General features: G+C 67.7%; 30 protein-coding genes. 17 read left to right on the top strand and 13 right to left on the bottom strand.

Going from position 1 to position 25,939, the window contains the following annotated elements; translation table 11 throughout:
* Window positions 1-22: 22 nt before the first annotated feature.
* Window positions 23-505: a DUF2231 domain-containing protein gene (locus GON06_RS07330; RefSeq protein ID WP_157311627.1), complete on the bottom strand. Its 483-nt coding sequence runs from the start codon at window positions 503-505 to the stop codon at window positions 23-25.
* 82 nt (window positions 506-587) lie between these two features.
* Here GON06_RS07330 and GON06_RS07325 point away from each other — a divergent pair, with 82 nt between their 5' ends.
* The 3 genes from GON06_RS07325 to GON06_RS07315 all read left to right on the top strand — a co-directional run bounded on the left by GON06_RS07325 (window position 588) and on the right by GON06_RS07315 (window position 2,333).
* Window positions 588-1,091, top strand: a complete 504-nt coding sequence (locus GON06_RS07325; protein ID WP_332837254.1) for a sigma-70 family RNA polymerase sigma factor — start codon at window positions 588-590, stop codon at window positions 1,089-1,091.
* A complete protein-coding gene (locus GON06_RS07320; RefSeq protein ID WP_157311625.1) occupies window positions 1,088-1,744 on the top strand; it encodes an anti-sigma factor family protein in 657 nt (218 codons plus the stop codon). Before GON06_RS07325 ends, GON06_RS07320 begins: the two co-directional genes overlap by 4 nt.
* A 67-nt stretch (window positions 1,745-1,811) precedes the next feature.
* On the top strand, window positions 1,812-2,333 hold the full coding sequence (locus GON06_RS07315; RefSeq protein ID WP_157311624.1) for a COG4315 family predicted lipoprotein: 522 nt from the start codon (window positions 1,812-1,814) through the stop codon (window positions 2,331-2,333).
* A gap of 82 nt (window positions 2,334-2,415) precedes the next feature.
* Here GON06_RS07315 and fbaA read toward each other — a convergent pair whose 3' ends face one another.
* Window positions 2,416-3,444, bottom strand: coding sequence for a class II fructose-bisphosphate aldolase (fbaA, locus tag GON06_RS07310; RefSeq protein ID WP_157311623.1), 1,029 nt, complete (start codon window positions 3,442-3,444; stop codon window positions 2,416-2,418).
* A gap of 184 nt (window positions 3,445-3,628) precedes the next feature.
* Here fbaA and glpX point away from each other — a divergent pair, with 184 nt between their 5' ends.
* Both glpX and GON06_RS07300 read left to right on the top strand, forming a co-directional pair.
* Window positions 3,629-4,615, top strand: a complete 987-nt coding sequence (gene glpX, locus GON06_RS07305) for a class II fructose-bisphosphatase (RefSeq protein WP_157311622.1) — start codon at window positions 3,629-3,631, stop codon at window positions 4,613-4,615.
* Window positions 4,616-4,714: 99 nt separating this feature from the next.
* Window positions 4,715-5,008, top strand: a complete 294-nt coding sequence (locus GON06_RS07300) for a hypothetical protein (protein ID WP_157311621.1) — start codon at window positions 4,715-4,717, stop codon at window positions 5,006-5,008.
* A gap of 16 nt (window positions 5,009-5,024) precedes the next feature.
* Here the strand turns inward: GON06_RS07300 and GON06_RS07295 are convergent, their stop codons facing one another.
* Window positions 5,025-6,293: a DNA recombination protein RmuC gene (locus GON06_RS07295; protein WP_157311620.1), complete on the bottom strand. Its 1,269-nt coding sequence runs from the start codon at window positions 6,291-6,293 to the stop codon at window positions 5,025-5,027.
* Window positions 6,294-6,372: 79 nt separating this feature from the next.
* Window positions 6,373-6,966, bottom strand: a complete 594-nt coding sequence (locus GON06_RS07290) for a 3'-5' exonuclease (RefSeq protein WP_332837253.1) — start codon at window positions 6,964-6,966, stop codon at window positions 6,373-6,375.
* Window positions 6,967-7,025: 59 nt separating this feature from the next.
* On the opposite strand from GON06_RS07290, the gene GON06_RS07285 reads away from it, so the two are divergent.
* From GON06_RS07285 to ychF, 3 genes are read left to right on the top strand one after another with little or no spacing between them, the layout of a single operon-like run.
* Entirely contained in the window at window positions 7,026-7,769 is a 744-nt protein-coding gene (locus tag GON06_RS07285) for a class I SAM-dependent methyltransferase (RefSeq protein WP_157311618.1), read from the top strand.
* A gap of 13 nt (window positions 7,770-7,782) precedes the next feature.
* Window positions 7,783-8,442: a Type 1 glutamine amidotransferase-like domain-containing protein gene (locus tag GON06_RS07280; protein WP_157311617.1), complete on the top strand. Its 660-nt coding sequence runs from the start codon at window positions 7,783-7,785 to the stop codon at window positions 8,440-8,442.
* Between the two features lie 24 nt (window positions 8,443-8,466).
* A complete protein-coding gene (gene ychF / locus GON06_RS07275; protein ID WP_332837252.1) occupies window positions 8,467-9,540 on the top strand; it encodes a redox-regulated ATPase YchF in 1,074 nt (357 codons plus the stop codon).
* 4 nt (window positions 9,541-9,544) lie between these two features.
* Here ychF and GON06_RS19155 read toward each other — a convergent pair whose 3' ends face one another.
* A complete protein-coding gene (locus GON06_RS19155; RefSeq protein WP_157311616.1) occupies window positions 9,545-9,823 on the bottom strand; it encodes a hypothetical protein in 279 nt (92 codons plus the stop codon).
* A gap of 157 nt (window positions 9,824-9,980) precedes the next feature.
* Between GON06_RS19155 and GON06_RS07265 the strand changes: the two genes are divergently transcribed.
* The gene (locus GON06_RS07265) at window positions 9,981-11,681 is read left to right on the top strand and encodes a hypothetical protein (protein ID WP_157311615.1); all 1,701 of its coding nucleotides are present in this window, start codon (window positions 9,981-9,983) and stop codon (window positions 11,679-11,681) included.
* Between the two features lie 1,810 nt (window positions 11,682-13,491).
* Here GON06_RS07265 and GON06_RS07260 read toward each other — a convergent pair.
* Window positions 13,492-14,178: a hypothetical protein gene (locus GON06_RS07260; protein ID WP_157311614.1), complete on the bottom strand. Its 687-nt coding sequence runs from the start codon at window positions 14,176-14,178 to the stop codon at window positions 13,492-13,494.
* 80 nt (window positions 14,179-14,258) lie between these two features.
* A complete protein-coding gene (locus GON06_RS07255; protein ID WP_157311613.1) occupies window positions 14,259-15,254 on the bottom strand; it encodes a helix-turn-helix transcriptional regulator in 996 nt (331 codons plus the stop codon).
* Between the two features lie 106 nt (window positions 15,255-15,360).
* On the opposite strand from GON06_RS07255, the gene GON06_RS07250 reads away from it, so the two are divergent.
* Complete coding sequence (locus GON06_RS07250) at window positions 15,361-15,744, top strand: VOC family protein (RefSeq protein WP_157311612.1); 384 nt, start codon at window positions 15,361-15,363, stop codon at window positions 15,742-15,744.
* Here GON06_RS07250 and GON06_RS07245 read toward each other — a convergent pair.
* Complete coding sequence (locus tag GON06_RS07245) at window positions 15,716-15,898, bottom strand: hypothetical protein (protein WP_157311611.1); 183 nt, start codon at window positions 15,896-15,898, stop codon at window positions 15,716-15,718. The two genes, GON06_RS07250 and GON06_RS07245, sit on opposite strands and share 29 nt — an antisense overlap.
* Here GON06_RS07245 and GON06_RS07240 point away from each other — a divergent pair.
* The 5 genes from GON06_RS07240 (at window position 15,897) to GON06_RS07220 (ending at window position 18,910) form a co-directional block, all read left to right on the top strand.
* Window positions 15,897-16,292, top strand: a complete 396-nt coding sequence (locus GON06_RS07240) for a DUF1801 domain-containing protein (RefSeq protein WP_157311610.1) — start codon at window positions 15,897-15,899, stop codon at window positions 16,290-16,292. The genes GON06_RS07245 and GON06_RS07240 overlap by 2 nt on opposite strands.
* A gap of 45 nt (window positions 16,293-16,337) precedes the next feature.
* Window positions 16,338-16,688, top strand: a complete 351-nt coding sequence (locus tag GON06_RS07235; RefSeq protein WP_157311609.1) for a ribosomal maturation YjgA family protein — start codon at window positions 16,338-16,340, stop codon at window positions 16,686-16,688.
* A 76-nt stretch (window positions 16,689-16,764) separates the two neighbouring features.
* Complete coding sequence (locus GON06_RS07230; protein ID WP_157311608.1) at window positions 16,765-17,376, top strand: hypothetical protein; 612 nt, start codon at window positions 16,765-16,767, stop codon at window positions 17,374-17,376.
* On the top strand, window positions 17,373-18,398 hold the full coding sequence (locus GON06_RS07225; protein ID WP_198346639.1) for an acetyltransferase: 1,026 nt from the start codon (window positions 17,373-17,375) through the stop codon (window positions 18,396-18,398). The genes GON06_RS07230 and GON06_RS07225 overlap by 4 nt, the downstream gene beginning before the upstream one ends.
* Window positions 18,377-18,910 carry a putative immunity protein gene (locus GON06_RS07220; protein ID WP_332837251.1) on the top strand — a complete coding sequence of 178 codons (534 nt, stop codon included), beginning with the start codon at window positions 18,377-18,379 and terminating at the stop codon, window positions 18,908-18,910. The genes GON06_RS07225 and GON06_RS07220 overlap by 22 nt, the downstream gene beginning before the upstream one ends.
* 3 nt (window positions 18,911-18,913) lie before the next feature.
* Here the strand turns inward: GON06_RS07220 and GON06_RS07215 are convergent, their stop codons facing one another.
* Window positions 18,914-19,255 carry a YciI family protein gene (locus GON06_RS07215; protein ID WP_157311606.1) on the bottom strand — a complete coding sequence of 114 codons (342 nt, stop codon included), beginning with the start codon at window positions 19,253-19,255 and terminating at the stop codon, window positions 18,914-18,916.
* A gap of 16 nt (window positions 19,256-19,271) precedes the next feature.
* The gene (locus GON06_RS07210; RefSeq protein ID WP_157311605.1) at window positions 19,272-19,928 is read right to left on the bottom strand and encodes a dihydrofolate reductase family protein; all 657 of its coding nucleotides are present in this window, start codon (window positions 19,926-19,928) and stop codon (window positions 19,272-19,274) included.
* Window positions 19,929-20,020: 92 nt separating this feature from the next.
* On the opposite strand from GON06_RS07210, the gene GON06_RS07205 reads away from it, so the two are divergent.
* Window positions 20,021-20,596, top strand: coding sequence for a GNAT family N-acetyltransferase (locus GON06_RS07205; RefSeq protein WP_157311604.1), 576 nt, complete (start codon window positions 20,021-20,023; stop codon window positions 20,594-20,596).
* Between the two features lie 7 nt (window positions 20,597-20,603).
* Here the strand turns inward: GON06_RS07205 and GON06_RS07200 are convergent, their stop codons facing one another.
* Entirely contained in the window at window positions 20,604-21,632 is a 1,029-nt protein-coding gene (locus tag GON06_RS07200; protein ID WP_157311603.1) for a hypothetical protein, read from the bottom strand.
* Window positions 21,633-21,879: 247 nt separating this feature from the next.
* Between GON06_RS07200 and GON06_RS07195 the strand changes: the two genes are divergently transcribed.
* A complete protein-coding gene (locus tag GON06_RS07195; protein ID WP_332837250.1) occupies window positions 21,880-22,443 on the top strand; it encodes an alpha/beta fold hydrolase in 564 nt (187 codons plus the stop codon).
* Between the two features lie 3 nt (window positions 22,444-22,446).
* Here GON06_RS07195 and GON06_RS07190 read toward each other — a convergent pair whose 3' ends face one another.
* Together GON06_RS07190 and GON06_RS07185 are read right to left on the bottom strand one after the other, a co-directional pair.
* The gene (locus tag GON06_RS07190; protein WP_157311602.1) at window positions 22,447-23,436 is read right to left on the bottom strand and encodes a hypothetical protein; all 990 of its coding nucleotides are present in this window, start codon (window positions 23,434-23,436) and stop codon (window positions 22,447-22,449) included.
* Window positions 23,437-23,510: 74 nt separating this feature from the next.
* Window positions 23,511-25,874, bottom strand: coding sequence for an FdhF/YdeP family oxidoreductase (locus GON06_RS07185; protein ID WP_198346638.1), 2,364 nt, complete (start codon window positions 25,872-25,874; stop codon window positions 23,511-23,513).
* Window positions 25,875-25,939: the final 65 nt, after the last annotated feature.

The following is a 25,939-nucleotide window of genomic DNA, read 5'->3' as shown; positions in this document are numbered from 1 at the left end:
GCTGGGTCCGCTGAAGGGGTGATCAGACTCCGCCCCAGACGGCGCGCGCCCCGGCATCCCCGGTCAGAACCGTGACGACGATCGTGCCGGCCGCGGCGATCAGCGCGGCGGCGCAGATCGCGATCCGCAGGATCCGTGCGGCCCCGGGCGCGGCGCGCCGCAGCATCCGATCCTGGAGCTGCACGAGCAGGGCCGTGATCAGCAGCGCGATGGTCCACGGGATGAGCATGAGGCCGAGCGCCTCGTGCTGCAGGACGGCGGGAGTGTAGCCGACTGTCGAGGCGAGGCTCTGACCGGCCAGCACCGTGACCGGGACGAGCCCCGCGACGATCGCCGCCGCGACAGGCGGCGCCCAGCCCATGCGGCGCCTGGCGGCAGGCCAGACGGCCGCCAGCGCGACGGCGAGAGCCGTCAGCGGCGTGAGCACGACGGTGGCGTGAACGAGCAGCGGATGCAGCGGAAGGCCAGCGATGCGGAACCCGTCGTCGGCGAGGAAGATGTCCATAGGTGAAGAACGGAATCCGCCGCGCCAAGGTTCATCTGAACTTCCGAGCACTCCGCCTCGTTACCCACGTGAGGAGGGATCCGTGAGTGAACAGGATGACGAACGGCTGACCGCGCTGTACGAGCTGCACGCCGGTCCCATCCGGCGCTATGTGACGAGCCTCGGCGGCCGGGCATCCGCCGACGACGTCGTGCAGGAGACGCTGCTGCGCGCCTGGCGCACGCCGCGCGTGCTCGAGCAGGACCCGGCCACCTGCCGCGCCTGGATGTTCACGGTCGCGCGGCACATCGTCATCGACGACGCGCGCAGCGCCCGGCACCGCCACGAGAACGCCGTGGCCGACCTGCCAGAGCGCGCCGCCGACGACGAGACCGACCGTCTGTTCGACGCCATGCTCATCCAGGATGCGCTCGCCGCAGTGAGCCCAGAGCACCGCGAGGTGGTGATCGCCGCGTACTACCGCGGCAGGAGCGTCGGCGAGCTCGCCAGGGAACTCGGCATCCCGGAGGGGACGGTCAAGTCCCGGATGCATTACGGACTGCGAGCCCTGCGGCTCGCGCTGCAGGAGAGAGGGGTGACCCGGTGAGCGTCGATCACGAGCGGTACGCCACATGGGATGCCGCATATGCGCTGGGCGCGCTCTCGGCCGCGGAGCGCGCGGAGTATGAGGAGCACCTCGCGCACTGCGCCGCATGCCGCGCCGCGGTGGCGGAGCTGGGGCCGACGGTGTCGCTGCTCTCGCGGCTCGGTGCGGATGACGCGCAGTCGGTCGACGATCAGGACGCCGCGGATGCCGGCCCGGTGCGGGTGCTCGCGGCCGCGCGAGCACGGCGCAGTCGCCGCCGCCGGGTCGCCGCGTGGGCGAGCGGGATCGCCGCGGCGGTCGTCGTGGGCGTGGTCGTGTCGGTCTCGATGCTGATGCCGCGGCCCGCGGAGGCGATCGCACTGGAGCCGGTCGCCGGTGCACCGGTCTCGGCCGAGGTGGCGCTGACGTCCGTGCCCTGGGGTACGAAGCTCGATCTGGTCTGCGAGTACGACGGCTACGGCTCTGCCACCGGCAGTTACGTGCTCGCCGTCACGGACGTCGACGGGAACACCACCACGCTGTCCACCTGGAACGTCAAGGCGGGTGCTGCGGCGAGGCTGTCGGCGGGTACGGCACTGGCGGCATCCGACATCCGCTCGATCGAGATCCTCGACGCCGCAGGGACGGTCATGGTCAGGCACGCGTTCGACTGAACCGTTTCCGCTTCCGCATCGTTTCCCGAGGAGAGGCCTCGCCGAGGCCGGACGAAGGGACGACATCATGCGCAAGGTTCTGGCGATCGGCGGCATCGCCCTCGCACTCCTGCTGGCCGGCTGCTCCGGCGGCCCCGCCGAGTCGCCGGACTCGGCCGCACCGACGAGCTCATCCGGCGACGGGTCGTACACGGACGACGGTTACGGGACCGGCGGCGGGTCGGAATCGTCCTCGGGCACCGCCCTCGGTGTGGCGAGCACGTCGCTCGGCGATGTGGTCGTGACCGGTGACGGGATGACGGCGTACATGTACGACAAGGACACGCAGGGCGCCGACACCAGTGCCTGCACCGGCGAGTGCCTGGCGAAGTGGCCGCCGATCCTGTCGGACGGGGCGACGCCCAAGGTCGACGGCGTCACTGGCGAGGTCGGCACGATCGACACCCCCGACGGCAAGCACCAGGTCACGCTGGACGGCTGGCCGCTGTACACCTTCGCCGGCGACTCGGCCGCCGGTGACGTGAACGGGCAGGGCGTCGGCGGCATCTGGTGGGTGCTGAAGGCCGACGGGACGCTGATCCGCGGCTGAGCCTGGAACGACGGATGCCCCGGACCGTGCGGTCCGGGGCATCCGTGTTCGCTTCGACAGGCTCAGCGACCCATTGGGATCGTCAGCTCTTGGACTGGCCGTGGGAGCCGAGCTGGCGGGTCGACTCGATCACGCGAGCGGCCATGGCGGTCTCGGCGACCTTGCCCCAGGCGCGCGGGTCGTAGACCTTCTTGTTGCCCACCTCGCCGTCGACCTTGAGGACGCCGTCGTAGTTCTTGAACATGTAGTCGGCGATCGCCCGCGTGTACGCGTACTGCGTGTCGGTGTCGATGTTCATCTTCACGACGCCGTTCGCGACGGCGAGAGCGATCTCCTCGTCGGTCGAGCCGGAGCCGCCGTGGAAGACCAGGTCCAGCGGCTTCGCGCCGGTGTTGTACTTCGCGGCGACCTGCTGCTGGATCTCGCCGAGCAGTTCGGGGCGCAGCTTCACGCCGCCCGGCTTGTAGACGCCGTGCACGTTGCCGAAGGTGAGGGCGGCGATGTAGCGGCCCTGCTCGCCGAGGCCGAGGGCCTGAACGGCCTGGTCGACGTCGCCGAAGGTGGTGTACAGGGCCTCGTTCGAGCCCTCGTGCGCGACGCCGTCCTCCTCGCCGCCGACGACGCCGATCTCGACCTCGAGGATGGCGTTGATCGCCTTCATACGGGGGAGCAGGTTCTGGGCGATCTCGATGTTCTCGGCCAGCGGCACGGCCGAGCCGTCCCACATGTGCGACTGGAAGATCGGGTTGCGCCCGGCCTTCACCTCTTCCTCGGACGCCGCGATCAGCGGCTCGACGAAGCCGGCGAGGGCATCCTTGGGGCAGTGGTCGGTGTGCAGCGCGACGGTCACGGGGTAAGACTTGGCGACCTCGGTGGCGAACTTCGCGAAGGCGAGCGCGCCGGTGGCGCGGGCCTTGACGGTCTGGCCTGCGAAGTAGTCGGCGCCGCCGGTGGTGACCTGGATGATGCCGTCGGAACCGGCCTCTGTCAGACCCTGGAGGACGGCGTGGATCGTCTGCGAGCTGGAGACGTTGAACGCGGGGTAGGCGAAGCCGCCGGCCTTCGCGCGATCGAGCATCTCGGCGTACTGATCCGGGGTGGCAACGGGCATGAAAACTCCTGCGATCGATGAGCGGTTTCAGCCTCACTTTAGCCGGGGAGGAGCGCGGATGCTTTCCCTGTGAAGCGCTCGGAAATCGTCACGCTCTTCACTGATGTTAAGAACGGTATTTCCTTCGCTCGTGAGAGCGTGAAACTCGCCGATTATCCCCTCCTCGCTGGTTATGCTGACCGGCATGGTGAGCCTCACTGCTGATCTCAGCCCCCTTCGTCCCGACCGCAACCTCGCACTCGAACTGGTGCGCGCCACGGAGGCCGCGTCGATCCGCGCGGTGCCGTTCATCGGACGCGGTGACAAGGAGGCTGCGGACGGCGCGGCCGTTGACGCGATGCGCGCCTTCCTCGGCACGGTGCACTTCCAGGGTCGCGTCGTGATCGGTGAGGGCGAGAAGGACAACGCCCCGATGCTCTTCAACGGCGAGACCGTCGGCACCGGCAGTGGACCGGAGTGCGACATCGCCGTCGACCCGATCGACGGCACATCGCTGACCGCCGCGGGGCGCCAGAACGCGCTCTCGGTGATCGCCGTCTCGGACCGCGGCACCATGCTCGATGCGTCCAGCGTGTTCTACATGGACAAGCTCGTCACCGGCCCTGCCGGTGTCGGCGTCGTGGACATCCGGCTCCCCGTCGGCGAGAACATCCGCCGTCTGGCCGCCGCCATGGACAAGCCCGTCGACGAGATCGTGGTCTCGGTGCTGAACCGCCCGCGACACGAGCAGCTCATCGCTGAGATCCGCGAGGCCGGTGCCGGGACGCGACTGATGAGCGACGGCGACGTCGCCGGCGGCATCAACGCGGCACGGCACAACGCCCGCACCGACATGTGCATCGGCGTGGGCGGCAGCCCGGAGGGCATCGTCACGGCCTGCGCCATCAAGGCGCTCGGCGGCCACATCCAGGGCCGGCTCTGGCCCCGCGACGACGACGAGCGACAGCGCGGCATCGACGCCGGCCTCGACATGGACAAGGTGTACGAGGCCGACGATCTGGTCAAGGGCAACAACACCCTCTTCGTGGCGACGGGCGTCACCGACGGGCAGCTGGTCTCGGGTGTGCGCCGCGAGGGCGGGTACGTCTACACCGAGAGCGTCGTACTGCGCGGCGCGTCCGGAACGCTGCGGCGCATCTCGTCGGAGCACCTCGTCTCGAAGTGGCTCTGAACCTCTGACACGGCCCTCAGTACGCACTTTTCCAGGTGCTGCTGGCAGAATGGGCAGGTCGTGATCGCGCTTTCGCGGTCGGAACGAGGAGGACGCACGATGACATCGCAGAAGGACCAGGCCGGCAAGGCCGTCCCTGAGGCGCACGTCACCACCGAGACCGGCCGTATCCTGCGCGTCAGCGACCTGCCGGAGGGCACGGTCGTGAAGCTGTCCACGCCGGCTCCCGGCGCTCAGGCCGCTGTGGTCGATCCGGCCCGTCGCGCGGACGTCCTGTTCCGCAAGCGGCGCGACGAGGGGCACGAGGTCAGCGTCTGGTGGATGATCGGGGCCTTCTTCGCCAGCTCCGGCATCGTGTGCGCCCTGCTGTGGTGGGTGCCGGGCGGCGCCTGACCCACGCCGGCCCTGGTCAGGCTTCGTCGTGACCGAGGCGGGCGCGCAGCTCGCCGATGTCGGAGAACATCGTCTCGCTTGAGGCGTCTGAGTCGCTCTCGTGCGTGCCTTCCGCGCTCTCGAGCAGCTCCTCCGCGGTGAACCGTCGCACGGGGGTCAGTACGGGCTGAGCCGGCGCACCGAGCGCCGATTGGTCGACACCCGGGAAGCGGCGGGCGGTGACCAGCACCCGGCTCTCCAGCGAACCCGCGAACTTGTTGTAGCTGTCGATCGTGCGCTCCAGAGCGCGGCGCAGGTCATCGGCATGCCCTGCGAGAGTGCCGAGGCGGTCGTAGAGCTGGGTTCCGAGGTTCAGCAGGCTGCGAGCCTCGTCGGAGACCTCCTGCTGCGACCAGGTGTAGGCGACGGTCTTCAGCACCGCCCACAGGTTGACAGGCGAGGCGAGGGCGATCCGCTTGCCGAACGCGTGCTCGAGCAGCGTCGGATCCTCGTCGATGGCAGCGGCGAGCAGCGACTCGCTGGGCAGGAAGCAGATCACGAACTCGGGGCCGGCTTCGAGTCCCGACCAGTAGGCCTTCTTCGCCAACGCGTCGATGTGGGCGCGGAGCGCCTTCACGTGCTTCTGCATGAGCGCGCGCCGGGTTCCCTCGTCGGCGTTCAGGCCGAGCGCACTCGCCTCGAGGTAGGCATCGAGCGGCACCTTGGCGTCGACGGCGATCGAGGCGCCGCCGGCGAGACGGATGACCATGTCGGGGCGGCCCTGACCGCGGTCGGACGAGATCGTGGTCTGCAGGTCGAAGTCGACGTGGCGGGTGAGTCCCGCGGCCTCGACGACGCGGCGCAGCTGCGCCTCGCCCCACACGCCGCGCGTCGCCGTCGAGCGCAGGGCACCGGCGAGTGACTCCGTGGTCGCGCGCAGCGCCTCATCCGACTCCTGCGCGAGACGCAGCTGCTCGCTGATCGTGCCGAACTGGACCTGGCGGTCCTGTTCCAGAGCGGTGACGGTCTGCTGCATGCGGTGCAGGCTCTCGCGCACGGGCGCGATCGCGGTCAGGACCGCGTTCTCGCGCTCTGCACGCTCGGCGGCCGCCTGCTGCTCGGCGCGCGAGTGCTCGACGGCGTCGCGGTAGAGGTCGTACTGCCGATCGCGGTCATCGCGCAATGCGGCGACCTCGGCCTCTGCACGGGCGAGCGCGGTGGCCGATCGGGAGCGCGCGATGAACCACCCGCCGGCGGCGCCGACGATCAGCGCGACCAGCGCGAGGGCGACAGCTGAAGCATCCATGCCCCCATGATGCCGCCGCCCACCGACATCGCCTCCCGTGGAGCGCTCTTCCGGCGCGCCGCAGCGCCCGCGACCGCGCTCAGGCCGCGGCGCGCTCCGCGAGCAGGGGAGCGAACTCCACCACCGGCACGCTCAGTGCCGCGGAGAGCGCGTCGACGTCGACAGCCCCGGCGCGGCGGGCGGCGTCGATGACGATCTGGGCGCAGGCCCGGGCATCCGCCAGCGCGTCGTGGTGCGGGAACTCGCCGAACCCGGCCGCCTCGGCGGCCTTCGGCAGCCGGTACGACTCGAGCTCGTAGGTCTTGCGCGCCACGGCGAGTGAGCACAGCGACCGGTAGTGCGGCGCGTCCAGGCCCGTGGCCTGGCAGGAGCGGCGCAGCACGTTCAGATCGAAGCCGGCGTTGTGCGCGACGAGCACGTCGCCGCCCGCGAACGCGTGCAGGCGGTCGATCTGCGCCTCCCAGGTGGGGGCGCCGACGACGTCCTCGGGGCGGATGCCGTGGATGCGGACGTTCCACTCCTGGAAGTCGTCGTAGCCCGCGGGCGGGCGGATCAGCCATCCGGTCTGGGCGACGACCTCGCCGCCGCGGACCCGGACGAGGCCCACCTGGCAGGGGGAGGCCGGGCTGGAGTTCGCCGTTTCGAAGTCGATCGCAGTGAAGTCCAGAGCCACGTGTTCACTCTCTCCTCCCGCCTCTCGCGTGCGTCCGAGGCGCGCCGTAGGCTGACGACATGAGCATGAGCGAGCGTGCGACTTCATTCGGGACGGCGGCGAGCAGCTATGAGGCGGGGCGCCCGGATTACCCGTTCGAAGCGGTCGCCTGGATGCTCGAGCGACTGCCCGAGGGCGGACGCCGGGTCGCCGACGTGGGCGCCGGGACGGGGAAGCTCACGCGCGTGCTCGCCGAGGCGGCCGAGGGCGAGGTGGTCGCCGTCGACCCGGATGCCGAGATGCTGGCGGCTCTGCACGTGCAGTCGCCGCAGGTGCCGACCTTCGTGGGCACGGCCGAGTCTCTGCCGCTGCCGGATGCGTCGGTGGACGCGGTTGTGCTGGGGCAGGCCTGGCACTGGGTCGATCCGGTGCCGGCTTCCGCCGAGATCGGCCGGGTCGTGCGACCGGGAGGCGTGCTCGGACTGATCTGGAACGTGCGTGACGAGCGTTATGACTGGGTGCGCAGGCTCACGCTGATCATGAGCGGCAGTCCCGCGGAGGAGATGATCTCGGGCGACGGCCCCACCATCGCCGCGCCGTTCGCGGGCGTCGAGTCGCGGCGATGGGAATGGACGCGCACCATGACCCGCGAGCAGTTGCTGCACATGGCGCGATCGCGCAGCTACATCATCACCGCATCGGAGGAGAAGAAGGCGAGCATCGAGCGGGGCATGCACGACCTGTTCGACGAACTGGGCGTCGTCGGCGATCGCACGATCGATCTGCCGTACGTCACCGCGGCCTTCCGCGCGGTGCGCGGCTGAACCGGCGCGGGCGATGAAGCTCCTGCTGACCTCGGGCGGGGTCACCAATCCGAGCATCCGTGCGGCTCTGGTCGAGATGCTCGGGAAGCCGATCGAGGAGTCGACGGCGCTGTACATCCCGACGGCGCAGTACGGGCATCCGATGTGCGGGCCGGAGCTGACTCTGCGATGCATCGCGGGCCCCGGTTCGATGACCGCGCTCGGCTGGAAGTCGGTGGGGCTGCTCGAGCTGACCGCGCTGCCGTCGATGGCCGGGGAACGGTGGAAGCCCTGGGTGGAGGGCGCCGACGCGCTGCTCGTCGACGGCGGCGACGCGACCTATCTCGCGCACTGGATCCGGAAGTCGGGACTGCTCGACCTGTTCCCGCGCCTCGCCGAGACCGTCTGGGTCGGGATCAGCGCGGGCAGCATGGTGATGACGCCGCGGATCGGTCCCGAGTTCGTGTCCTGGGACGGCTCCGAGACCGGCGACCGCACGCTCGGCCTGGTGGACTTCACGATCTTCCCGCACCTCGACTACCCGGGCTTCCCCGAGAACACCCTGGCCCACGCGCGGAAGTGGGCGGAGGGGATGGACGGTCCGGCGTACGCGATCGACGACCAGACCGCGATCCGCGTCGACGGCGCGGACGTCGACGTGGTGTCGGAAGGGCACTGGGAACGGCTGGAGTAGCGACCCCCGGTAGAATCGACTCCCGTGGCTCTCACTATCGGTATCGTCGGCCTGCCCAATGTCGGCAAGTCCACCCTCTTCAACGCGCTGACCAAGAACGACGTGCTCGCGGCGAACTATCCGTTCGCGACGATCGAGCCGAACGTCGGCGTGGTGAGCCTGCCCGATCCGCGGCTGAACACGCTGTCGGACATCTTCGGCAGTGAGCGCATCCTGCCCGCGACGGTGTCGTTCGTCGACATCGCGGGCATCGTGCGCGGCGCGAGCGAGGGGGAGGGGCTGGGCAACCAGTTCCTCGCCAACATCCGCGAGGCCGACGCGATCGCGCAGGTGGTGCGCGGGTTCGCCGACGACGACGTGGTGCACGTCGACGGGGCGATCAACCCGAAGAGCGATCTGGAGACCATCAACGCCGAGCTGATGCTCGCCGACCTGCAGACGCTCGAGAAAGCGACCCCGCGGTTCGAGAAGGAGGTGCGGGGCAAGAAGGCCGACCCCTCGGTGCTCGAGGCCGCGACCGCCGCGAAGGACGCGCTGGAGCGCGGTCAGCTGCTGTCCACCAGCGGCATCGACCTCGCGCCGATCAGGGAGCTGGGCCTGCTCACCTCGAAGCCGGTCATCTTCGTCTTCAACGTCGACGAAGCCGTGCTGACGGATGCTGCGCGCAAGGCCGAGCTCGCCGAGCTCGTCGCCCCCGCGCAGGCGATCTTCCTCGACGCGAAGATCGAGTCCGAGCTCATCGACCTCGACCCGGAGGATGCCGCGGAGCTGCTGGCCTCGACCGGTCAGGACGAGTCCGGCCTCGACCAGCTCGCCCGCATCGGCTTCGACACCCTCGGCCTGCAGACCTACCTCACGGCGGGTCCGAAGGAGGCACGTGCCTGGACGATCCACAAGGGCGACAAGGCTCCGCAGGCGGCCGGCGTGATCCACACCGACTTCGAGAAGGGCTTCATCAAGGCCGAGGTCATCTCGTTCCAGGACCTGGTCGACACCGGCTCTGTGGCCGAGGCCCGCGCGAAGGGCAAGGCCCGTCTCGAGGGCAAGGACTACGTCATGCAGGACGGCGACGTGGTGGAGTTCCGCTTCAACGTCTGATTTGTTACCTGATCTGGCATTCGGGCGGATACTTTCGGTGCGGGTTGTGGCGGGTTCCGGTTTTGCAGCACGCATTCGCATTGCTGCAGTTCACATAGGCGATGTGCTGGCTGTTGTAGCGGTCACCTTTCACATCAATCCGTGCTGCGAGGCCGTTCAAGTTGGGGAGATCATCCGCTGACAGCCTGACGGAGGTGGCGGCGAAGTTCTCTTCGAGGCGAGTGGCTAGATGAGTGCCAGGGATAGCAACGATCCAGCGCTCCTGAGCGAGCAGCCATGCCAATGCGACTTAGCCGGGTACAACCGTGCGCTCCGCCAACTGCGTGACGACCTCGACGAGCGACTGACTCTGTGCGAGATCGGCGGACTTGAAGCGGGGCAGGCGCCGGCGATCGCCGTCGGGCTGACGAGAGTTTGATCGTCGCGGTAAGTTGTCTGTTGTGAGCATTCCGAACGTGCACCCTGATGCGGACATTGAAGCCCTGTACACGTTGCGGGCCGAGGACCTTTCAGAAGCTGAGCTTGAGCGTCTGACTGCTCCGGTACCTGGTGATGAGGCGGTCCTTCGACGCCTAATGGGACCCGGACCGAAGCTCCTCAAAGGGCCGAGAGGGTCAGGAAAGTCAAACTACCTTAAGCGCGCCTACTATCGCCTGCGCGGCCGCGACAACGTTGTCGTTGCCTATATCAACTTTTCGCAGCACTTGGCTCTTGAACCGCTCATGTTGCGGTCAGGGCAGGCCATCGAACACTTCCGGCAATGGCTGGTCTACAAGATTATTGTCGCCGTTGACGAAGGATTCGGAGACGCCTCACCGGCAGACCTGAGAGAGCTTGCGCGCGTCGGGCGAGTGCACCTCAACGAGCTTCAGACATCGATAGGGCAGCAACCGACATCGGCTCCGCCAAAAATCGCGCCTGCTGAGTTATTGACCAAACTTGAGTCGTGGTGCGAACAAGCGGGGCGGTCGCGGGCGGTTCTCTTGATGGATGATGCGGCGCATGCATTCATGCAGCAACAGCAGCGCGAGTTCTTTGAGGTCTTCCGTGCACTCAGGTCTCGGGTCGTCGCATGTAAGGCGGCAATATACCCGGGTGTAACGTCATACAGTCCGTTCTTCAACGTTGGCCACGAAGCGGAAGAGATTGAGGTGTGGATCCGCCCCGATTCCGCTGAGTATCTCAACACGATGCGCGCGATTTTCGAGGCTCGGATTCCAGAGGCACTTCGTCCGGACGTTCGGCCCGAATTGGTCAACATGGCGGCATTTGCTTCGTTTGGCCTTCCGCGAAACTTCCTCAATATTCTCTCCGACGCGTTCGGTGATTTCGATGAGAGCGCGTCAGGTGCGATCGCGGCACCAACTGTGCAAAGGGTTCGCACTGCCGTCCGAGATAACTCGGTCCGGGTCAGGCAACTTTTTGAGGAGATTGCTCGTAAGCTGCCGCGGTACGATAACTTCATCGAAGTCGGACTTCAACTTCAAGATCGTATGCTTAGGGCGATTCAGGAAACCAACCGGGAACGACCGAAGCAAGGTCCAAAGTATGTCGGGGTTGCGGTCGGGCATCCGTGGGACAGCGACTTCACACAGGTTGTCTCTTTGCTCGAATACGCCGGTGTTGTTCGGCGCATTGGCCCGGTGTCGCGCGGTAACGAGCGGTATGAGCGAGTTCAAATTCACAGTTCATTGCTTATTGCGGAGAATTCGTTGGTTCTGGGGCAGAGTCCATCGGTTGAGGATTACGGGCTCGCTCTGAAGCGCCAGAGCGCGGATGATTTCGTCCGACGCCAGGTGGGGCGCCTGCTCGACAAGGATGACCTTTCGAGATGCCGCCTAAATCTGTCTCCATGTCCTAAATGTGGAAGTCAGCGAATCAGCGACGATGCGATCTTTTGCTATAAATGCGGGACCGCGCTACAGGAGCAATCTGTATACAGGGAAATGCTCAGCTCCCCACTTGAAAGCTTGCGATTGCCGCCCTTGAAGCTGGAGAGAATTGAGCAACACACAAAAATGCGCGTAGTGCAGGATGTGCTGTTAGATGACGGTGGGGCCGAACTTCGAAAGGTGCCAAGTATCGGGCAGACTTGGTCGGGGCGCATCAAAGCCCGCGCAGAAGAATTTGTTACGCTGTAATGTCACATTCGTTACCGATGACCTGTCTCGCGTCTGGCATGAGTGTCGGGAATGAGTCTCTGGCGGGCCGAGTCTCTCAGTCAAGTCGGGACAAGGCGACAGCCGTTTCGGCCGTCGATCGCGCGATAAGCAACCTTGTCGTTGTGACTCGAATGACGGGTTCGGTAAGCGCGGACTGGGAGCCGCAGCATGGGCTCATATTGACGGCATCAGCTGTAGCAATTGCCGAAGATTTTGTGCGCTCGATTCTCGCCGATGTCGTCACATTGTGTCCGCTCGCGGCTGAGCGAAGTTATGAACTAGATACCCGCATGGAATTCGTGTTTGAAGGTGATCCCTCGGAGGCTCTTCGTGGCGTTTTGGACAAACAGAGTTTTTCGTCAAGAACGACTGTGACTGAGTGGCTGAAGAGACTTCTTGGAAAGCCTGTGGCGAAGAATAGTACGCTCGATACTCTGCTTGCCGATTTCGAACGCGTATCTCACATTCGTCACTGCGCGGTTCACGCTGGTGGGTATATTTCGGGGCACAACGCGAAGAATCTAGGGGTACCGCGAGGGCATTGGATATCGTTCGCGGAGCCCGGCGCGGTTCATGAGGTCATCGCGACTGTTGCTTCAACGGTGCGAACAGTGAATCAGTTCGTCTTTGAGTCGGTCGTTTCTTCTTGGATTGACCAACAAGTTCTTTGTGGTGTTTGGAGTGTTGACAAGTTGCGTTTTGACCCGTTGTACCGCGCGCTTGTATCCTTAGAGGACTCTGAAAGTTCTCGGTTTAATCCTCAAAGTGTGCGAATACGAGAGCGATCATACGACAGTTATCGGTCCATTCAAAAGGCTGTTGTTTCGAGGAATGCGTAGCACGCTTGCTCGCTTATTCGTTCGCTCCCAGTCGGTGATGTTGGTTAGGTATTTGGGAAGCGGTCGCGCGCAAGTCTCAGAACTGTGTGAAGGGATCGTCGCTTTTTGCGCGCTGTCCGTCCTGGAAGCACTAAGTAGTTGCTTTCCACGTGGGGTGCGCGAAGCGCAGCCAGAAACTCGCGGAGGCGGTCCTCGCGAGGGCCTCGGTGGAGACCAGATCGGGATCATCGATATCTGCGTCCCCCCTACTAAATTCGAATCCGGCCAATCTCTGAGGCCGCGTAGGGTCGAGTGGTCGAGAGAACCGCAAGCACGATGCGTACCCGCGTGAGACCGTTCGGAACTCACGACACCGGGCCGGCGGCGGCGGAACCGCCCCTCCGGGGCGCAGCGCTCCTCGAGCCAGTGCTCGGCGCAGGGTGGCGAGCGTGGACTTAGGGGAGTCGTTGAAGCAGAGTCGGGTGCGCGGCTGCGGTGCGGACAGGACTTTGACGATGCGTTCGAGGTTCTCCCCGTACTCGTGGGTGGCGTGTGCACGTCGGCTCCGATCCCGGTGGCCTCGAGGGTCTTTCGCCGGCGCAGGCGCGGATCTGTCGCGCAGCGTCCGGGGCATCGGACACGTGCCACCTCTCGATCTCGAAACTGACGCCGTGTTGTGCCACCTCGACCACATTGATACGTGCTCGAAGGCCATCGGCGTTCTCGCCTGGGATGCGGCGAGAAATCGATCGTGGCGGGGTCGACTCGATCTGGAGCAGCCGTGCGCGGGTCATCCGCGGATGTTGTGTGGTGGCGTCAGTGAGCATAGTCGCCCAAATCGCGTCTAGAACGCTGTTACCGGGCCAAGCCAAGGTTCGAGTACGAGGAATTCGTTATGCAATCGGCGACGTCGTGGAGCTGTGTCGCAGTCGGGGATCACACCCCCTGCCGCGCTGCACCGCTGGCGGGCGTCAGGAGAACAGTTGGCGCAGCGCGTCGAGGTCGCCGGAGTCGACCACCTTCTGGACGGCGTCGATGGTCTCCTGGTTCGTGAACATGCCCTTCAGCGTGTCGTTCCAGATCACCCGCACGCTTTCCACGTCACCGGCATCCACCGCCCTGCCCGCAGCCTCGATGGCCCGCTGGTACGGGATCTGGTTGAATCCGGCAGGCGCGTCATCGGGGCCGTAGTAGTCGACCCAGGGTGACGTGGGGTCTGGCGTGAGCCAGAGCACCTGGCCGGGGTGGATGTCCCGCCTGTGGTTCATCGAATCGAGAGTCGGGTACGCGCAGAGCCGTTCAGCGACCACGGCCACGACGTCGCCGGGCTCGACGGTGTACGTCACGGGAATGCCTTCGTCGTCGACAGCCACCTCGCCCCGCGCGAACTCACGGGCACCCAGATCCTTGAGAGTGCCCCGGCGCTCCCAGTACAGGCCTCCGGTGGTGCTGTAGACCTGAGACAGGCCGGAGCAGGTCTCCGGCGCGGTCGGCGTCGACGTCGGCTTCGCTTCGGAAACCGGCTTGGCAGTCGCCGTGGGAGCAGATGCCTCGGGCGTCTGGACGGTCGCCGGCGCTGTGGCGGTGCACGCGGCAAGCGCGGCGGCCGTCAGAGCCAGGGCGGCGAGCGCAGGGACGAGCTTGGCTGTGCGATGCATGACGCTCCTTGTCGGCTCGGTTACCGCAATACTGTCACTCCGATGAGTTGGGCGTGGCTGTGAGCGGCGCGGCTCGATCCCTACGGGGCTCGTGAGCTGCCGGCCGCATCCAGCATCCGCGTGGCGGCGAGCCTGACCTGTTCACGAAGCTCGTCGGGGGACTCGATCACCACGTCGCAGCCGAGCGCGGCGATGACGGGCGGAAGCCAGTGCAGGCTCTCGGCGTGGATCTCCGCACGATGCCACGGCAGGGTGGCGAGGCCGTCGGCATCCTCTCGGTGCTCCACGAGATCGAGTCGAGCGATGGTCCGCGGAAGGTGCGTGCGGATGTGCTCCTCCGTCTGCCGGATGCACAGCACGACCCGCCACCGGTATTCGGCGTCGGCGAAGCGTTCGACGACGCGTTCTGCCGCATCGATCTTCAGGGGCGGCGTGAAGGTCGCCTGCGTCGAGCGCGCCGTGCGGATCCGGTCCACGCGGAAGGTGCGCTCCTCCTGCACGGTCGTGTCGAACGCGAGCAGGTACCACCGGCGGGAGTGCGCGACGAGACCGTATGGCTGCACGGTGCGCCGCGAGGGGGTGCCGTCGCGAGTGACGTAACGCAGATCCAGGACGAGGTGACGATCCACGGCGTCCGCCAGCGTCAGCATGACCGCAGGATCTGGCCCATCATCGGGTGCGCCGTCGAGGGTGCCGGAGATCGCTCCGAGCCTCGCGCCGATCCGACCGGCGTCGGCGGACGGCAGTGCCCGCATCATCTTCGAGAGCGCAGTCTGCGCAGCGAGATCAGGCGCTCCGGACGCGGCCTGTGAGCGGGTGAGCCGCAGGAACACGGACATCACCTCCTCCGAGGTGAACATCAGCGGCAGGACTCGCCGCCCAGGTACGACTCTGTAGCCGCCATATCGACCCCGCAGGGCTTCGATCGGCATGCCCAGCTCGATGAGCCGCGCCACGTCCCGGCGGACGGTGCGTTCGTCGACCGCGAGCAGGTCCGCCAGTTCGGCGACGGTGCGCAGCTGTGCGGACTGCAGCAGCTCGAGCAGTCGCAGCGCCCGCGCGGTCGTATCGGCCATCACTCGATTCTGCTCCAATACCGGGCACTTTTTGTCCTGTATTCCTTCTAGCCTCGAGTCGACGGTCGCAGCCGTGCGCCGTTCCCCCACAACACGAGGACTCATCATGCAACTGGCAGCCACCCGCATCTTCACCGACGACGTCGATGCACTCGTCTCCTTCTACGAGAGCGTGACCGGGCTGAGCGCCGAGCGGCGGCATCCGCTGTTCGCCGAACTTCGCACGCCCGCAGGCGTGCTGGCCATCGCGAGCACGGCGACCGTGCGGTTCCTCGGGGAGGGCGCCGCGGAGTCGCGTGCCAATCGCAGCGTCGTGCTCGACTTCCTCGTCGACGACGTCGACGAGGCCTACTCGGGACTCCGGGACCGCGTCGGTGGCTTCGTGAACGAGCCGACGGATATGCCCTGGGGCAATCGGTCGCTCCTGTTCCGGGATCCGGACGGCAACCTCATCAACATGTTCACTCCGATGTCCGGACGGGCGTCCTAGCGTCGTCCGCGTAGAGCCCCTCGAATCGCTCGCGGACGACTGGCATCCGCAGGTCGAACTCGTCGGTGGCGTGCTCGAGGGTGCCGCGCCAGGCGCGCTCGTGCTCGGCGCGCCAGTATCCCCGTGAGCGATCGCCTGGCGAGGATGTACTCATGAGCGACATCGAATCGTCCGCAGGGGAAGAGATCGACGACATCATCGCCGCCGCAGGCGGATGGCGGGCCGAGGCCCTCGCCGGGCTCCGGCGAGTCGTGCTCAGTGCCGATCCGGGCATCGCCGAGGAGATCAAGTGGCGCAAGCCCTCGAAACCGGAGGGCGTCGCGACCTGGGTCTGTGACGGGAACGTGTGCATGGCGGACGTGCTGAAGAAGGCCGTGCGGCTGACCTTCCCGAAGGGCGCCCGACTGGACGATCCGGCCGGGCTTTTCAACGCGAGACTGGACGGCGCAACCGTACGTGCGATCGATCTCGTCGAGGGGGCGGCGGTCGACGAGGATCAGCTTCGTCTGCTCGTGCGAAACGCGATCGCCGAGAACCGGCGGGGCTGAGTGCGCCGGCCACGACATCGTCCCCTCCTCGCGCTGGCCTCAGTAGTGACTGTCGCCGCCGGACTCGCCGTGCATTTTCTGGCACCGGCGGGACCCGTCAGTGATGCGCTGGGCGACGTCCTCTACGCCGCACTGATCGCGCTGCTCGTCGCATTCGTCGCGCCGCGCGCGCGGTGCTGGGCCACAGGTGTGATCGCACTCGCGTGGTGCGTCGGCGTGGAGCTGTTGCAGCTCACTCCGCTGCCCTCCCGATGGGCGGTATCGTTCCCTCCGCTCCGGCTCGCCTTCGGAACAGGCTTCTCGGCGCTCGACCTGTTCTGGTACGCGGCGGGGGTCGTGCTCGTCGTGATCTGTCGGATGCACCGAGGCAGCCGACGTGCAAGGCTGGAAGCGTGATGATGTTCGACAGCCTTCCGACAACGGGGCGGGAGTGAGCGATCGGCGACGACGCCGCGGAACCGAGTCGGCACCGATGTGGCACCCGGCCCCGGCCCAGCTCTTCGCGAGTGCGCTGGGCAGGCCGATCGACAGCGCCGAGGTCCAGTCGGTTCTCGACATGCTGGGACCGCATGTCGAACGGCCGCTCGGGATCTCGACCGCGCGTTACGACCCTGACAGCGCGCGAACCGTGGCATGGGACTTCCCGGCAGCGCCGCGCCTCTGGCCGTCGATGGCTACGAACCTGGGAGTCCGGGACGGCGCGGTCGTGTGGCTCACGGTGGCTGGCGAACTCGTCGACGGGGCGACCGAGCCCCGGGTCTCGTTCCGGATGCCCGACGACAGCGAGCAGATCTTCCGCCCGCAGGGTCCGGAGTGGAACTGGGCTCCCGCGATCATCCGGCGACGCGGCGACTTCCTCCTCGACCTCGATGTGGGGCAAGGGCATTGGGACGGCGAGTACCTGTTCCCCCTCACGCCGTGGCAGGCCGAGCGGCTGCAGTCGGACCCGCTGCTGTACCGCGAGGTGTGGGAGGGGCTCGTGCGCATCTGCCAGGGGCGCGCGTTCTTCGACGACCCGTCCACACTGCCCGGCTCCGCGCAGTCGCTGATCGACGCACGGTGCGGCAGGGACTCATGTCCATGAACATCCGCCCCGTCGACGGCCCAGGCGAGTACCCGCGTCTCGTGCAGATCTGGCGCAGTGCTGTCGACGCGACGCACGACTTCCTCGCCGCAGCGGATCGCGATGACATCGAGGCGCACCTCGCCTCGGACTACCTGCCGCAGGTCGACGTGCACGTTGCCGAGTGCGACGGACGCGTCGTCGGGTTCGCGGGGATCGCGGATCACAAGGTGGAGATGCTCTTCGTCGATGCCGCCGAGCACGGCCGCGGTGCCGGGACTGCGCTGCTGAACTTCGCACTCGACCACGGGGCGATCGCGGTCGACGTCAACGAACAGAACACGACGGCGGTGGAGTTCTACCAGCGCTGTGGGTTCACCGCGGTCGGGCGCAGCTCGCGAGACGACCAGGGCCGGCCGTATCCGCTGCTGCGGATGCGGCACCGCGTTCCCGTCTGGGAGGGCATCTCGACCGCTGAACTGCAGCGGCTGCACTGCCAGGCGACGCACGACGTGATCGAGCGCGCGCTGCTGCGGGGCGTCGACGACTGGACGGAGTGGCGGCTGCCGGTCGTCGATCGAGGGCGGCATGCGATCTTCCCGCTGGTCATGGCAGGCGTCCGAGACCACGATGAGCGCGGTGAAGGCGCCGCGCTGGCTGAGGCGCTCGAGAAGCTCAGGATGCACTGGGGCTACCTTCATGGGGGTCACGACTACCGGCTCGGGCACCTTGACGATCACGAGGGATACGGCAGAAGGCTCGCCGAGGCCGGGGCCACCGGGCGGAACCCCTTCTGGTGGGATGTCGGAGATCATGCGGTGGTCTTCGTACACGCCGCGGACGACGGCATCGAGACCCTGGCGCTGCATGTCGTGCCGCTGGAGTGGGTGCGAAGGCATCCGAGCGAGACCCCGAAGAGGGAGAACTCGCGCGCCCGGCGCGCGCTCCGCCAGAGCGAGCAGGCCGCAGTGCGGTGGACCTGGTCGGATGTGGTCCTTCCCACGCGTGAAAAGGTGGAGATGTGGCATCCGTCCAGACCCTGAGTGAGTCCGACCGTCGCGCCGTCGCCCGATGGGCGCTGGCCTGCGCGGAGCGCGTGCTGCCGCTGTTCGCGGCGGATGCCGCCGCCGAGGACGCGATCCGCGACGCGGTCGCGCGCACGCGCGCGTACACCGCCGGCGAGAGCAGCAGTGCGGAGGAGATCAGGAAGCGCCTGGTCGCGGGAAGGGCGGCGAATGCCGCGACCACGCCGGCCGGCATCGCGGCGGCCAGGTCCGTCGCGCAGGCCGCGGCCGTCGCGCACATGGGGGCGCACGCGCTGGGCGCCGCGGCATACGCGGTGAAGGCCGTCTCGCTGGCGGATGCGACGCATCCGGAGCGCGTGCAGGAGGAGATCGACTGGCAGGTGGCGCAGCTCACCGATCGAGAACGTGCCGCACTGCGCCTGCTTCCGCCACTGGGATCGGACGCCTCCGGCCCGCTCGGCGAGGGGCTGCTCGCGCGCGGCATCCTCGGTGACACGATCAGGCAGCTGCAGGACCGGATCTCCGCGTAGAGGTCAGTACACCCTGCGGATCTGCTGGGGCCAGCCGCAGGCCTCGGCGATCCTGCCGCCCCACATCCTCGCCGCCTCCTCATCGGGGACGTCGACGATGGTCAGGCCGCCGATGTACTGCTCGCCCGGTGCGTACGGACCTGATCCGAACTCCAGCGCGCCGCTGGTGTCGTCCGCGGTGATCGCCGCGTCGAGGTCCTCGTCCACGCCGGCTGCGAAGACCAGCACGCCGGCGTCGCGCATGTCGTCCACGACGATGTTGCAGAGGCGCCCGCGCTCGGCGAACCACTCCTCGGGGTGATCGCCGACCCACTGCTGGTTGAAGTAGATGATGTACTGCGTCATGGCTGTTCCTCTCTCGTCAGCGAAGGGTGAATGTCAGGTGCGTGACGCCGCTCGGTGAGGACACCGATTCGACCTCGTAGCGCTCCTCGAGCGCCTCGAGCCCGTCCCAGAGCCGCTCGCCGCGCCCGAGCAGGATCGGCACCTGCACGATGTGCGCGACGTCGATGAGCCCGGCTGCCAGGAAGTCCCTCAGCATGGTCACTCCACCGCCGATCCGCACATCCAGGCCGCCGGCGGCATCTCGGGCGAGGGCGAGGGCCTCCTCGGGGGTCGCGTCGACGAAGTGGAAGACCGTGCCGCCCTCCATCTCGAGGGACGGCCGGGGATGGTGGGTGAGGACGTAGACGGGAGTGTGGAACGGCGGGTTCGGCCCCCACCAGCCTCGCCATTCGTCGTCGGTGCCGAGATCCGTCCACGGGCCGGCATCGGCGCTGAACTTGCCGCGGCCCATGATCTCGGCGCCATATCCGGTGGCGTGCTGCTCGGCGAAGGCGTTGTCGACCCCGGTGGAGCCGCCGGCCTCGCCCGCCATCGTGCGCCAGAACCTGGTGGCGAACATCCACTCGTGCAGCCGTTCACCGGCGTGCCCGAAGGGTGCCTCCCTCGTGAGGCCCTCGCCGGTGCCGAAGCCGTCGAGTGAGATGGAGAAGTTGTTGACGCGTGCCCGTGACATCGATGCCTCCGGTGGTGAGTGATTGCAGATTGCAACCTGATCTCGGTAATGTACCCCGGCGGATCGAACGGGGATCATGCGACGATGACACGATGACTGTTCCCACCCCCGTCCTCGAGACCGAGCGGCTGCGGCTGCGCCCGTTCACGGATTCCGACGGCGAAGAGCTCTTCGCGCTGATGAGCGACGCCGAGGTACTGCGCTACTGGGACTCGTCGCCCTGGACGGATCGGGCGAACATCGCCCGGTTCCTCGACAAGTGCCGCCGAGTGGCGGAGGAGGGCACCGGTGCGCGGGTCGCGATCGAGAGCAGGGTCGACGGGGTGTTCCTCGGTTGGGCGACGTTCGGCGAATGGGACGGGGACTTCCGGAGCGCCTCTCTCGGCTACGTCCTGAAGCAGGAGGCCTGGGGCCACGGCTATGCGACCGAGGCATCCGAGGCTCTCCTCGGGTGGGCCTTCGACGCCTTCGACCTGAACCGCGTCCAGTCCGAGGCCGACACCCGCAACCCGGCATCCGCGCGGGTGCTCGAGAAGCTCGGTTTCGTGCACGAGGGCACGCTGCGCGAGGACTGCATCGTCGACGGCGTCGTCTCGGACTCGTGGGTCTACGGCCTGCTGCGGCGCGACTGGGATGCCCGGAGCGCTGCAGTGGGGGCCGCCGTCTGACCGCCTGTCAACGGGTGAAGAGCCCGCCGAGCCATCCTGGTGAGCCCTCCAGGTAGTCCTTCATGTTCGTGCCGCGCTCGTGCCTGGTCAGAGTGATGCGCGTGCGGCGGGCGATGCGGGTGAGCTCGCCGCAGACCTCGTCGACGTCATCCGGCTCGTGCAGCCAGAGATCGGCGAGGGCGTACCCGTAGTCGAGCGCGCGGTCCGCGTGCAGGCTGCGAGATCGTCCAGCCCGCGCCAGGAGACCGGGGAAGTCGCGCGGGATGAACACGATCCGAGTGCGGGAGTGATGCGGGAAGTAGGTCAGGTTGATCACGGCGCGCGGCTGGATGATCGCACGTTCCCGACGCTGACCGAACACCGCGCCGGCTCGCGTGTCCTGGATGACCATGATCTCGGCGATGTCATCCCAGTCGATCGCCAGCCCGCCGCGCACGGTGACGCCCGAGTCCGTGACCGCCAGGTCGATCGCATCGGCCTCGCGCCTGGTGAGCAGCGGGAGGGCGAAGACCGCGAGCGAGATCCCGGCGACCAGGAAGATCGCTGAGATCGACGGCACGAGGATCAGCAGCCCGAGGTTGTCGTCGGTGAAGATCACCTCGCCGAGCGGGGTGAGGTTCGAGGGTGCTCGCCAGTCCCAGGACCGGACCGATGGCGGGCCGAACAGCAGCTGCTGCAGTTCGTTCAGGTAGGCCAGCAGACAGTAGCCGATGAAGACCGCCGTGGGCAGGCCGAGCACCAGGAAGGCCGCCGTACGCTGGAGCAGCAGGCCCTGGGCGCGCCGGTTCGAGAGCAGCGCGTCGGCCGGTAGGGGAGCCGGTGCGGTGTTCCCGTCCCGGTCGCCGCCACGGACCCGCCGGAACAGCTTCGCCGCCCGCAGGCGGTCGAGCATCGGGGCGGTGAACATGAACAACCCGATCCACACGCACGCGATGATGCACGGGATCAGGAACGCGCACAGGATGATTCCGGCGAAGACGTTCTCGATCTCCTCGAAGCCCATGAAGATCGCCCAGACGAGGACGCCCGCGAGCATCAGCGAGGCGAGTTTGGCCGCGAACAGGCCGATGGCCTCGGCGACGTAGTAGCCGGAGGCCTTGGTCAGATAACGGACGAGAGCGTTTCGGGGATCGTCGACGGGCGCGTGCTGCGGGGAGGAAGTCAGGAGTCTGTCGCTTTCATCGGGTACATGCTCTCCCAGCCTAACGAGCCGCCTGGGACGACCCGGCAGAGGCAAGTAGGGTTGTTCAGGCACATCCCGAACGGCACCAGGAGGAGCACCCGTGGCAGAGAACAGCATCTTCGAGGCGGACGGCCGCTCTGTCTCCTACGTCGACGAGGGCCCCGGTCCGGTCGCGCTGGTCCTCATCCCGGGTGTCGGCATGGACGGCGGAGCCCTCGGCTCGGTCGGGCACTACCTCGCCGAGGAGGCCGGCTTCCGCGTGCTGCGCGTGGGCGCCCGCTCCGAGGACAGCACCGTGGCGGAGCGCGTCGAGGACGCGCTCGCGGTGATGGACCACGTCGGACTCGAGGACGCCTGGATCGGCGGCCACGGCGCCGGTGGCACCGTGGCGCGCGCCTTCGCCGGCGAGCACACCGATCGTGTGAACGGCCTGCTGCTGCTCGGCGTCGAGGAGGACGAGACCCCGCTCGCCCCCGCCATCCCGATCCTCATCATCCAGGGCACCGAGGACGTCGTCACCCCGCCGGCGAACGGCGTCGCCCTGCAGGCGACGGCCACCGATCGCGCCAGCATCACCAGCATCCAGGGCGCCGACCACTTCTTCCCGATGACGCACCCGATCGAGACCGCCGTCGTCATCGAGGAATATCTCGACTGGGACTGACGGTCAGGATGTTCGCCCCGGCGCGGTGATCCGCGCGTAGCTGATCGTGCCGATCGCGAGGCCGACGCCCCAGATCAGATACGCGGGAACCGAGACCCAGAAGAACGCCTCGGGCAGGTCCAGGCCGCCCGAAGGCGGGAAGGGGTTGCGTCCGTGCATCCGCTCGACGACCATCTGCACGGTCATCATGCCGAAATAGGCGATCATCGTGACGCTCAGGATGCCGCCGCAGCTGATGAGCAGCATCCTCGGCACCCTGCGCCCGCGCAGCCACGGCACCCAGCCGGGCCAGATCCGACCCCAGCGGTGCACGAGGGCGAGCGGCAGCAGGATGCCGGCGAGAAGGAATCCGATCTCGAACAGGACGGATGCCGGTGTCGCGGCGAACGGCGTCCGGTCCATGCCCACGAACAGCTGCGCACCCAGGCGGGTCAGGCACGCAGCCACCGCCGCGTAGCCTGCCGCGACCACCCACGCGGGTGTGCGGGCGGGGCGCCGCCGAGCGACGCTCGCGGGCCTGGTCACGCTCCAGAACCGCCAGGTGTGCGCGGCGGTGAGTGCCGCAGCCACGACGCAGGCCGTCCTGATCAGGGTTCCCAGGGGGAAGAACACCACGCCGAGACCCGGCAGGATGCCGCCGACGAGGTCGAGCAGGATCAGTGCGGCCGAGACCATCATCGAGGCGGCGGCGAGGGCACCCGCCACGACGGCCGACCAGCGCAGCACGGCCGCTGGACGGTGAGCCGCCGCGGCCTGCACGGCGACAGCCGCGAACGCGAGCATCGGCATCGCGACGCTCGACCACCCCGTGACGACGAGCAGATCCGACCCCACGGCGGAGAGCGGCATCCGAGGGTCCACGACCACGAGCACGGCCCGTGCGATGGCGTAGCCGGCCAGCCAGAGCAGCGTCAGCATGGTGAGCGGCCTGGCCACTCGGGGTGCAGTCGCCGGCGAGGGCGTCACGGGGGAGCGTTCTGCGATCTCGGTCATGCTCACAGCCAAGCCCGGTGCGTGCCGCGGCGGATCACCCGGGCGGGTGAACCGGATGCTCCGCACGGGTGAGATCAGACGGCCGGCGTCACGCGTACGCGGATGCTCTTCATCAGCGGCTGGTCGCTCTGCACGCTGAAGTCGGCCGCGCCGATCAGCACGTTCAGCTCTGGCATGTACCCGGCGGCACTGCCGCGCGGCATGTCGTACTCCAACGCCCGGAAGCCGCGCACTGTGCGCTGCGATCCGTCCTTCGAGGTGGAGACGATGTCGACCAGGGCACCCTCGGCGAGGCCGCGAGCGCGCATGTCGCGTCGGTTCATCAGGATCAGCTCGCGGATGTTCTTGACCCCGCGATAACGGTCGTCGTTCGAGTAGATCGTGGTGTTCCACTGGTCGTGAGACCGCATGGTCTGCAGGACAAGCACGTCGGCGTCCTCCGGGATGACGTCCGGCAGCGGCGCGTGCGAGAACTCGGCCTTGCCCGACGGCGTGCGGAAGTCTCGTTCCCGGGCGGGCTGCGGGATGCGGAATCCGTACGGCTGCCGGACCAGCTCGTTGAAGCCCTCGAACCCAGGCAGTACCTGCGCCATCACGTCGCGGATGGTGTCGTAGTCCGCGACGTATCCCTCCCACGGCGTGCTGCTCTCGGGCATCGTCGCCCGCGCGATGCCGGCGATGATCGCCGGCTCGCTGAGCAGCTGGGGCGAGGCGGGCCGGCGCGCGCCGACCGACAGCTGCACCGAGCTCATCGCATCCTCGGTGGAGATGCCCTGTGCACCGGTGCGCTGCTCATCCTTCTCGGTGCGGCCCAGGCACGGCAGGATCAACGCCTTCGTGCCGTGGACGAGATGGCTCCGGTTGAGCTTGGTGCTCACGTGCACGGTGAGGTTGCACTGTCGCAGGCCGGCTGCGGTGAACGGCGTGTCCGGAGCCGCGCGCACGAAGTTGCCGCCCATGCCGACGAACACCTTCACCGCGCCGGCGTGCATCGCGGCCACCGTGTGCACCGTGTCGAGTCCGCGCCCGCGCGGCGAGCGGATGCCGCAGACCTCGTCGAGTCGCTCCAGGAACGCCTCGGTGGGGTTGTGGTTGATGCCGCAGGTGCGGTTGCCCTGCACGTTGCTGTGCCCGCGCACGGGTGAGGGACCGGTGCCCGGCCGGCCGATGTTGCCGCGCAGCATCAGCAGGTTCACGATCTCGCGCACGGTGTCGACGCCGTGCTCGTGCTGACTGACGCCGAGGCACCAGCTGATCACCGTGCGCTCGGATGCGAGATAGATGCCGGCCGCGCGACGGATGTCGCTCTCGGTCAGCCCGGACTGCTCCACCAGTTCGCCCCAGGTCGTCTCCTCGACGATGGCCCGATACTCCTCGAGTCCGGACGTGTACATCTCGAGGAAGGCGACGTCGAGCACACCCGGGTCGTCGCGTGCGACCTCGAAGACGACCTTGGCCATCCCGCGGATCAGCGCCAGGTCGCCGCCTGGGCGCACCTGAAGGCTGTCGGTGCTGGTCCCGGTGGTCTTGAACCTCGCCATGTCGAGGATCTCGTGCGGGACGATCGTGCGGGTGGAGGCGGCCTCGACGAGCGGGTTCACATGCACGACCTGCGCTCCGCGGTCGACCGCTTCGGCGAGCGAGGTGAGCATGCGAGGGGCGTTGGACGCGGCGTTGACGCCGAGCACGAACAGGGCGTCGCACTGCTCCCAGTCCTCCAGGTCGGCGGTGCCCTTGCCGGTCGCGATCGAGGCCGTGAGCGCACGCCCGGACGCCTCATGGCACATGTTCGAGCAGTCCGGCAGGTTGTTCGTGCCGTACTCGCGCACCATGAGCTGGTAGAGGAAGGACGCCTCGTTGCTGAGCCGTCCTGAGGTGTAGAACGTCGCCTGGTCGGGGCTCTCGAGCGCCCGCAGCTCCGCGCCGATCAGAGCGAACGCCTCGTGCCACCGGATCGGCACGTAGCGGTCGGTCTCGGCGTCGTAGACCATGGGCTCGGTGAGACGGCCCTGGTCCTCGAGGGCGAAGTCGGTCCACTCCGCGAGCTCGGTCACCGTGTGCGCGGCGAAGAACTTGCGATCCACGCGCTTGCGCGTCATCTCCCATGTGACGTGCTTGATTCCGTTCTCGCAGATGTCCAGTCGTACGCCCTTGTCGTCCGGCCAGGCGCAGCCCGGGCAGTCGAAACCGCGGGTGGGGTGGTTCATGATGAACATCGCCCTCGTGCCCAGCACCGGCTGCTGCTGTCGCACCAGCACCTCGCCCACCGAGAGCGCGGCCCCCCAGCCCGCGGCCGGATGCCGATACGGCGAGCTCGACCAGGACCGGTCGGTGGCGGGGCCGAAGCCGCCCTGTCGCGGTCGATCGGGCATCAGTCCGAGCGCGGTGCCGCTGCTCTGCTCGCCGCCGCCAGGGGCTCCCGGTGCCGTGTCCGTCATCATCGCCGTCCTTCCGTCACGCTCGACCCTACGCCCGGTTCGGCGTCGCACCCAGGGCCGCACCG

Source organism: Microbacterium sp. MAH-37 (genome assembly GCF_009758255.1).
Classification (GTDB): domain Bacteria; phylum Actinomycetota; class Actinomycetes; order Actinomycetales; family Microbacteriaceae; genus Microbacterium.
Note: the sequence above shows the minus strand (reverse complement) of the source record. Positions and strands in the feature narration are given on the sequence as shown.

Bases quoted from the DNA above. Each gene is read 5' to 3' on its own strand.
- GON06_RS07285 (WP_157311618.1), top strand. From the start codon at position 7,026: ATGAGCATGAGCGAGCGTGCGACTTCATTCGGGACGGCGGCGAGCAGC.
- GON06_RS07210 (WP_157311605.1), bottom strand. From the start codon at position 19,928: ATGTCACGGGCACGCGTCAACAACTTCTCCATCTCACTCGACGGCTTC.
- GON06_RS07185 (WP_198346638.1), bottom strand. From the start codon at position 25,874: ATGACGGACACGGCACCGGGAGCCCCTGGCGGCGGCGAGCAGAGCAGC.
- GON06_RS07205 (WP_157311604.1), top strand. From the start codon at position 20,021: ATGACTGTTCCCACCCCCGTCCTCGAGACCGAGCGGCTGCGGCTGCGC.
- GON06_RS07215 (WP_157311606.1), bottom strand. From the start codon at position 19,255: ATGACGCAGTACATCATCTACTTCAACCAGCAGTGGGTCGGCGATCAC.
- GON06_RS07230 (WP_157311608.1), top strand. From the start codon at position 16,765: ATGTGGCACCCGGCCCCGGCCCAGCTCTTCGCGAGTGCGCTGGGCAGG.
- GON06_RS07260 (WP_157311614.1), bottom strand. From the start codon at position 14,178: ATGCATCGCACAGCCAAGCTCGTCCCTGCGCTCGCCGCCCTGGCTCTG.
- GON06_RS07300 (WP_157311621.1), top strand. From the start codon at position 4,715: ATGACATCGCAGAAGGACCAGGCCGGCAAGGCCGTCCCTGAGGCGCAC.
- GON06_RS07280 (WP_157311617.1), top strand. From the start codon at position 7,783: ATGAAGCTCCTGCTGACCTCGGGCGGGGTCACCAATCCGAGCATCCGT.
- GON06_RS07225 (WP_198346639.1), top strand. From the start codon at position 17,373: ATGAACATCCGCCCCGTCGACGGCCCAGGCGAGTACCCGCGTCTCGTG.
- GON06_RS07240 (WP_157311610.1), top strand. From the start codon at position 15,897: ATGAGCGACATCGAATCGTCCGCAGGGGAAGAGATCGACGACATCATC.
- glpX (WP_157311622.1), top strand. From the start codon at position 3,629: ATGGTGAGCCTCACTGCTGATCTCAGCCCCCTTCGTCCCGACCGCAAC.
- GON06_RS07245 (WP_157311611.1), bottom strand. From the start codon at position 15,898: ATGAGTACATCCTCGCCAGGCGATCGCTCACGGGGATACTGGCGCGCC.
- GON06_RS07315 (WP_157311624.1), top strand. From the start codon at position 1,812: ATGCGCAAGGTTCTGGCGATCGGCGGCATCGCCCTCGCACTCCTGCTG.
- GON06_RS07200 (WP_157311603.1), bottom strand. From the start codon at position 21,632: ATGCTCGCGGGCGTCCTCGTCTGGGCGATCTTCATGGGCTTCGAGGAG.
- fbaA (WP_157311623.1), bottom strand. From the start codon at position 3,444: ATGCCCGTTGCCACCCCGGATCAGTACGCCGAGATGCTCGATCGCGCG.
- GON06_RS07330 (WP_157311627.1), bottom strand. From the start codon at position 505: ATGGACATCTTCCTCGCCGACGACGGGTTCCGCATCGCTGGCCTTCCG.
- GON06_RS07190 (WP_157311602.1), bottom strand. From the start codon at position 23,436: ATGACCGAGATCGCAGAACGCTCCCCCGTGACGCCCTCGCCGGCGACT.
- GON06_RS07250 (WP_157311612.1), top strand. From the start codon at position 15,361: ATGCAACTGGCAGCCACCCGCATCTTCACCGACGACGTCGATGCACTC.
- GON06_RS07255 (WP_157311613.1), bottom strand. From the start codon at position 15,254: ATGGCCGATACGACCGCGCGGGCGCTGCGACTGCTCGAGCTGCTGCAG.
- GON06_RS07295 (WP_157311620.1), bottom strand. From the start codon at position 6,293: ATGGATGCTTCAGCTGTCGCCCTCGCGCTGGTCGCGCTGATCGTCGGC.